The sequence below is a fragment of the Hyphomicrobium sp. genome, from assembly GCF_035572195.1.
Taxonomy (GTDB): domain Bacteria; phylum Pseudomonadota; class Alphaproteobacteria; order Rhizobiales; family Hyphomicrobiaceae; genus Hyphomicrobium_B.
In genome coordinates this window covers 1-6,228 of record NZ_DATNBA010000108.1, presented here as the reverse complement: position 1 = coordinate 6,228, position 6,228 = coordinate 1, and the positions used below count along the sequence as shown (strand labels likewise).

The window sequence follows — 6,228 nt, the reverse complement described above, 5'->3', positions numbered from 1 at the left end:
ACTTCGTCCACGGCGCGTCACTCGTCGCGACGCCGACTGGTCTGTTGGCATTCTGGTACCGCGCGAAATATGAAGGCGCTGCCGACGGCCAACTCATTTCGTCGTCCTATGATGGATCGCACTGGTCGCCAACGACCGTCGTAACGAACAGCAGCACCGTCAGCCGCGACATCGGCTTGACGATCAAATCCGTCGCCAACCCGGTTCCATTCCGGCGCTCCCCCAACGAAATCTGGCTCTTCTTTTCCGTATCGCGTCTCTCCGGCTGGGCGACGTCCGAAATATTGCTGATGCGCAGCCTCGACAACGGATTGACTTGGGGGCCCGCCGAACGGCTCTACGCGTCACCCTTCCTGAACATGTCGCATCTGACGAAATCGCCGCCGGTGCTTCTTTCCGGCGGCCGCATCGGATTGCCCGCCTACCAGGAGATGAACCAGAAATTTCCGGTGATGCTGGTGCTCAATGAGAATGGACGCGTCGTCGACAGGCGCCGCATGGGCAATGGCGGCAAGGTGGGCTATCAGCCTTCGATCATCGTCACGGGGCCGACGACAGCCGTCGCCTTCATACGCCGGTTGAGAAGCAGTTCTCCGAAAACGGTTCGCGTGTCGCGAACGAGCGATGGCGGCCAGACATGGTCGCTACCGGAAGCGACGAACCTGCCGAACCCCGGCGGCGCCCTCTCGGCAATCCGCTACGACGACGGGCACATTATGCTGGCCTTCAATGACGATCCCAACGTCGAACACGACATCTCGCTCGCCATCTCGGATTTGCAGGGGAAAGAATGGAAGACGCTCGGAGCTCTCGTCCGCGTCAATGAATCCGACGAGGATCTCGTGATGTATCCCTATTTGATCGAATCTCAACCCGGACAGTTCGATGTCGTCTATTCGCGCGTCGTGAAAACGATCAATCACATCCGCGTTTCGAGCGCCTGGGTGCAAAACCACCTTCAAACTCCCACGGCACAGAAATGATGGCGAACATCGGCTTTCTGCTCGACCGCGCAAGCGCAACGCTGCTTATCTTTGCAGCCTTCGCGGCCTTGACCGGCATCGCGACAATGAAACCTGCCGCGCGGATTGGCGCCGGGCTCATCGGATTGATCCTCACAGCGTGCGTGACAATCTCGGGACGGTCGCTTTTCGATTGGCTCGTCTCGGCAATCGAACGCCCATCGGCGCCCGGCCTTTTGCTGATGATCGTGTTTGCGATTTCGGCGGCAACCGGACGCAGTTATCAGTCGGTGCCCGAGTTTCGCTTCGGAACCGCGGTGCTGGTGCTCGCAGGTTTCGTGCTCTATCCCGCCGCCATCGGCTTCTTGAACTACGACACCTACATCCTCGGATACAGCGGCTATCTGCTGCCGCTGCTGCTCGCCGCCATTCTCGGCTACGCGATCTACCGGCGATATGTCCTCGTCGCGCTGGTCCTGAACATTGGCATACTCGGGTTCCTGCTGAGCGCCGGGCGAAGTCTCAACCTCTGGGACTATGTTATCGATCCGGTCGCCTGGTTTCTGGCGATCGGGTCATGGGTCGCTATCGCGATCAACCTTCTGAAGCGCAAACCGGTCGCAACCCCTGCTCTCGTCGGCTGACCGCGTCTCAGCCAAGCTCAGGCAAGGGCGAAACGCCGATCAGCCAGGCGTGCCCGCCGAACAGCAGCGCCGCGTAGAGCGCCACACCGAGGACGACGACGATCACATCGTTGATGACGCTTGTAGGCTTGGTATCCCCGAGCGGGCCGAGCGTACCACGTCTCTTGACTGAAATGCGGTCGTAAACGGCAAACGCGAGAAACGACCCGAACAGCAGAACACCACCAAGATCGCCGTTCGCGATGAGATGCGCCAGCGCCCAGATCTTGATCGCGGACAGCATCGGGTGACGAATAGTCGTTCGGATTCTCGAAGGTATCAACGCCGCAACGAGCAATACCATCGCCGGTAGCATCAGCCCGGCCGCGAAGTGCCGTGTCCACTCCGGCGGGTTCCACAGGATCGGGTTTTTCCCCGGGTGAAGCTGCAGCTTGTGGTAGCCAAGCACGATGATGATGAAGCCCGCGAGCGACAGCAGCGAGAAGACGGCTTTGTAGACGTTCGTTCCCATTCGCTCCTGCAATCCGGTGCGTAACTCCGGCGAGGTCGGAAGCAAATGAATTCCGAGGAACAGGATCAATCCGACAATCAGCACCATCATGGCGTCGCGTCTCCTTCAAAGGGTCCGGCCCGCATAACATCGAATGGCCCGCGGTAACAATCGCCTCTAGGGCAAATACCCCTTGTCGAGGTCGAGACTCTGGCGCGCCAGCACGCCTCCCTGTGCATTCTTGTGGATCGCCGCCCAAGCGAGATGCGTACCGCCTGCTTCTGACGAATTTGAGCGAAGCTCGACGCCGACGACTTCGCGCGACTTGACTTCAATCGGATCGAGAAGCGGAAAATAAAGCTGCTCCCAGTGCGTGCGCGGCGTTAGAGGCCCAGTCGATAGAGTGACGCCGGGAACGAGTTCGGCCGTCCACCACGTGGCGAAGCCGTAGATCGTCTGAGGCTTGGAAAGCCGCCATTCGGCCTCGCCTTTTCGTTTCGAGCGCGTGTCGCGCGTCAGATCGATGGCGTCCCACGCTACGGCGCTGCGGCCACCGCCGAGGAGCTCGCTCGCTTGCAACAAGCGCACATAGGCATTGTTCAGCGTCATCGTTTGCGCCGGAGCGAGATTGATGTCGTGGCCGACGCCCTGCCAGGCTCTCAGTTCTTCGTCGATGCGCGGCGTAATGACGGGCGCAATGTACTGCGTGATGCCTGTCGGAACGACGTGGCCGCCGCTTTTTAGAAAACGCCGCCGCGCGTCGGCGAGCGTCGCGATGATGTTTTCTTCAAGCGCGTAGTTGCCAAGCGTTTCCGACACGATCACATCGACGGCAAGCTTGTCGCGAAACTCCGTTGAGTGGCACGGAATGAGATGGCACGCTTTCGCCTTGTTCGCCTTCAACACTGCCGCGGCAACGCCCGCGACCTCGGCGATCTCAAACAGAAATACCTCTTTAGCCCCAAGTTTCGACGCCATCAGGCCGAGCAATCCCGTCCCGGCCCCGATATCGGCCACAACCGACTTGCCGGGTTCTATGACGGCCTTCAGCGCGCGAAAAAACGCCTCGTTGCGAACGTGGTCGGCAATCAGCGTCCTATGATATTCGATGCGCATGGTCAGAGCTTCAGCTGAGGTCCGCGCACCTGATAAAGTATCAGCGCGGTTGCTATTGCGAGGTTGAGTGAATCGAGACGTCCCGACATCGGAATCTTGACGAGCTTCGTACACGCCGCCGCGACGTCGTCCGTCAATCCCGGACCCTCGCCTCCCATGACGATCAGCTGCGGTCCGCGATAACGCACGGCGCGAAAATCCTCGCGCCCGTCAAGGTGCGTTCCGATGACGTCGCCGCGCCAATCCTTGGCGAGCCCGAGAAATGCCGACCGCTCCATCTTGACGATCGGCACCGCGAAAATGGACCCCATCGTCGCCCGTATCGACTCGAGGGCATAAGGATCGCACGTCGTGCCGACGAGGATGACGCCGGAGCATCCGACGGCATCGGCAGTTCGGATGATCGTCCCGAGGTTGCCGGGATCGCGCACCTCTTCGAGAGCCAGCCACGTCTCTATATTTCCGACTTTCTTCGGTATCGGTGGGTCAGCGAACCGCTGCCGGAAGACGCCGAGAAGCGTCTGCGGATTGTCTTTCGAGGCGAGCTTGGCGAGCACGGCTGCGGAAACTTCAAGAACCTCGGCGCCCGAATTCAATGCGTGCGTCACGAGCCCGCTCGTTATGCCGCTCGCTGCCGTACCGGCCTGATAGACGAGCGTCTCCGGAACGAAACCGTTGTCGCGCGCGGTAACAAGAAGCGACGCGCCTTCGGCGACGAAAAGGCCCGTTTCCTTGCGCACCTTGCGCATCTCGAGCGCCCGGATCGCTTTGACGCGATCGTTTGTCAGGCTCGTTATGATTTTCGGCGTCGTCATGCGTGCTGGCTCCAACGCACGAACAGCGACGTCGGAACGATCGGCCCGCTCGCCGACCGGATCGCGAGTTCGCCGCTGTCGAAGCTGCCGCCTTCGCCGGCAAGCGTGTCGCGCATCAATTGATCGAATGCCAGGGCAGATGCGCGGATTGCGTAAACCGTCAGCACCATCGCGGCATCTTGCGGCGCCAGGAGTTTCGCCAGATCACCGAGCAGCGCCGGTAGGTCCGCGAACAAATCCCACACCTCTCCTTCAGGCCCGCGGCCAAACTTCGGAGGATCGACGAGGATCATGTGATAGGTCTTGCCGCGCCTGACGTCACGGGCCGCAAACTTCGCCGCATCGTCGATCAGCCAGCGGATCTTGGCGGCATCGAGCTTCGAAGCGGCCTGGTTTTCCTTGCCCCATTGGATCGCCTTCTTCGACGCATCGACATGCGTCACCTCCGCCCCGGCTTTGGCGGCGACCAATGATGCCGCGCCGGTGTACCCGAAAAGATTGAGAACGCGCGGCGTCTCGCCTTTGATTTTCTGGAGCCGTTCGACCATCCATCTCCAGTGCGGCTCCTGCTCCGGAAAAAGTCCGAGGTGCCAGAGCCCTGCGAGCTTGCAATTCATCGTGACGCCATCGATGCGCACCGGCCACGCATCCGGAACCGGCTTGTCGATGCGCCACTTGCCCTTCTCGTCGTCCTCGCCGGAGGCCGAGAAGACGGCGTGCGCCTTCGTCCATTCGGATTTTGCGAGACGCGGCTGCCACAGCGCCTGCGGCTCGGGTCGGTCGACGACGATTTTGCCGAAACGCTCGAGCTTACGGCCCGCGCCGCAGTCCAAAAGCGCGTAGTCGGAGAAGCCGTCGGACGTAATGAGGTTCAGGCAGTCGGGCGGGGGCATCGGGCGGCGGGCGGTCCAATGAGAAAGCGGCAACGCGGCTTAGCACGATTGTGGCGGACGCGCGCAATCCCGCGGGCTTCAAATGGCGGTTGCGAAGCATTTCTCCTGACCGCGACGACGCGAGCATCTGTTACAAGTTGACGGCGTCCACCGGTGAGGGAGATTGTCCGCCTCTTTGCTCGATTGCAATCTCAAGGATGCATGTATGCCCCTCCTCAGAATCGATCTCTACGAAGGCCGCACCGACGCCGAGTTGAAAGTTCTGCTGGATGCGATCCATCGATCCATGCTCGCTGCCTTCGGTGTGCCCGAGCGCGATCGCTATCAAATCGTGCACCAGCACCCGGTCGCCGACATGATCATGGAAGACACCGGCCTTGGCATTCCTCGAACGGGGAAATTCGTCTGCATCCAGGTGACGACACGTCCGCGCACGAAAGAGATGAAGGAAACTTTCTACCGTCTTCTGGTGGAAGAACTCGAACGAGCCTGCGGCATCGCCCCGACGGATGTGATGGTCAACATGGTGACGTGCGAGGATGAGGACTGGTCGTTCGGCCTCGGGCGGGCACAGTTCCTGACCGGCGAGTTGTAATGGCCTAACGCACAAGAGTAGCAGCGCGGTCACACTCTTTGAAAAAGCGCGTCTCTGCCTAGAAGCGTCCCCAAACAGCGTTTAACCCGCACGTAGGTCGGCGATTTAGGCACCGGAGGGCATATGCAAATTCATCGGGTTATCACCGCCGCGGCGTTCGTGATTGCGATCATGGCGCCCGGCGCAGCCAGTGCTTTCGAGTCGACACAAATCGGCGGCACGAATTCGGATGGCTCCGCGCAGTATCAGGATCCCGAGGAACAGAAGTTGCAGGCGCCGCTCGGAAGCGTGCGGGTCATGCAAGGCAACGGCTTCAACGACAACGGGCAGCCCGCGGGGCAGGGCTGGTCGGCAGCACCATCGAGCGGCTTTTCCGCCTGGCCCTACGAGGCACCGCTGACACGCCGCCGTTGACGTCGGAGCAGCGACGGACCTCATTCGCAGCCAAAGCGCGCGGAATTCGCCGAGACGAGTCTCGTCTACTCCAAGTCGTCGACCACGATTGCTTCGCCGCCGCCCTTGATGCGCTGCGATAGCGCTGCTTCGATGAACGGATCGATATCGCCGTCCAAGACCTCGTCCGGGTTCGTCGACTGTGCGCCGGTCCGAAGATCCTTCACGAGCTGATAGGGCTGCAGCACGTATGAACGGATCTGATGGCCCCAGCCGATATCCGTCTTGGCTGCCTGATCGGCGTTGGCCTTCGCCTCGCG

Annotated in this window: 8 protein-coding genes and 1 pseudogene; 4 read left to right on the top strand and 5 right to left on the bottom strand. The window is 60.9% G+C overall.

The features are described from left to right. Window positions 1-983, top strand: a 983-nt coding sequence (locus tag VN623_RS09010; protein WP_325570250.1) for a sialidase family protein, incomplete at its 5' end; no start/stop codon positions are given. Beyond that, entirely contained in the window at window positions 980-1,606 is a 627-nt protein-coding gene (locus tag VN623_RS09005; protein WP_325570248.1) for a hypothetical protein, read from the top strand. The genes VN623_RS09010 and VN623_RS09005, both read left to right, overlap by 4 nt. Window positions 1,607-1,613: 7 nt before the next feature. On the opposite strand, the gene VN623_RS09000 is transcribed toward VN623_RS09005, so the two are convergent. From VN623_RS09000 to VN623_RS08985, 4 genes are all read right to left on the bottom strand, one after another. Then, window positions 1,614-2,207 carry an NnrU family protein gene (locus VN623_RS09000; RefSeq protein WP_325570246.1) on the bottom strand — a complete coding sequence of 198 codons (594 nt, stop codon included), beginning with the start codon at window positions 2,205-2,207 and terminating at the stop codon, window positions 1,614-1,616. 66 nt (window positions 2,208-2,273) lie between these two features. Then, the gene (locus VN623_RS08995) at window positions 2,274-3,212 is read right to left on the bottom strand and encodes a 50S ribosomal protein L11 methyltransferase (protein ID WP_325570244.1); all 939 of its coding nucleotides are present in this window, start codon (window positions 3,210-3,212) and stop codon (window positions 2,274-2,276) included. Window positions 3,213-3,214: 2 nt separating this feature from the next. Next, on the bottom strand, window positions 3,215-4,027 hold the full coding sequence (locus VN623_RS08990) for an RNA methyltransferase (protein ID WP_325570242.1): 813 nt from the start codon (window positions 4,025-4,027) through the stop codon (window positions 3,215-3,217). After that, complete coding sequence (locus VN623_RS08985; protein ID WP_325570240.1) at window positions 4,024-4,920, bottom strand: class I SAM-dependent methyltransferase; 897 nt, start codon at window positions 4,918-4,920, stop codon at window positions 4,024-4,026. The genes VN623_RS08990 and VN623_RS08985 overlap by 4 nt, the downstream gene beginning before the upstream one ends. A 205-nt stretch (window positions 4,921-5,125) precedes the next feature. Between VN623_RS08985 and VN623_RS08980 the strand changes: the two genes are divergently transcribed. Continuing rightward, complete coding sequence (locus VN623_RS08980) at window positions 5,126-5,515, top strand: tautomerase family protein (protein WP_325570238.1); 390 nt, start codon at window positions 5,126-5,128, stop codon at window positions 5,513-5,515. A gap of 123 nt (window positions 5,516-5,638) precedes the next feature. Beyond that, complete coding sequence (locus tag VN623_RS08975) at window positions 5,639-5,929, top strand: hypothetical protein (protein WP_325570236.1); 291 nt, start codon at window positions 5,639-5,641, stop codon at window positions 5,927-5,929. 65 nt (window positions 5,930-5,994) lie between these two features. Here VN623_RS08975 and prfB read toward each other — a convergent pair. Continuing rightward, window positions 5,995-6,228: pseudogene (gene prfB, locus VN623_RS08970) on the bottom strand (peptide chain release factor 2); the annotation flags it as partial.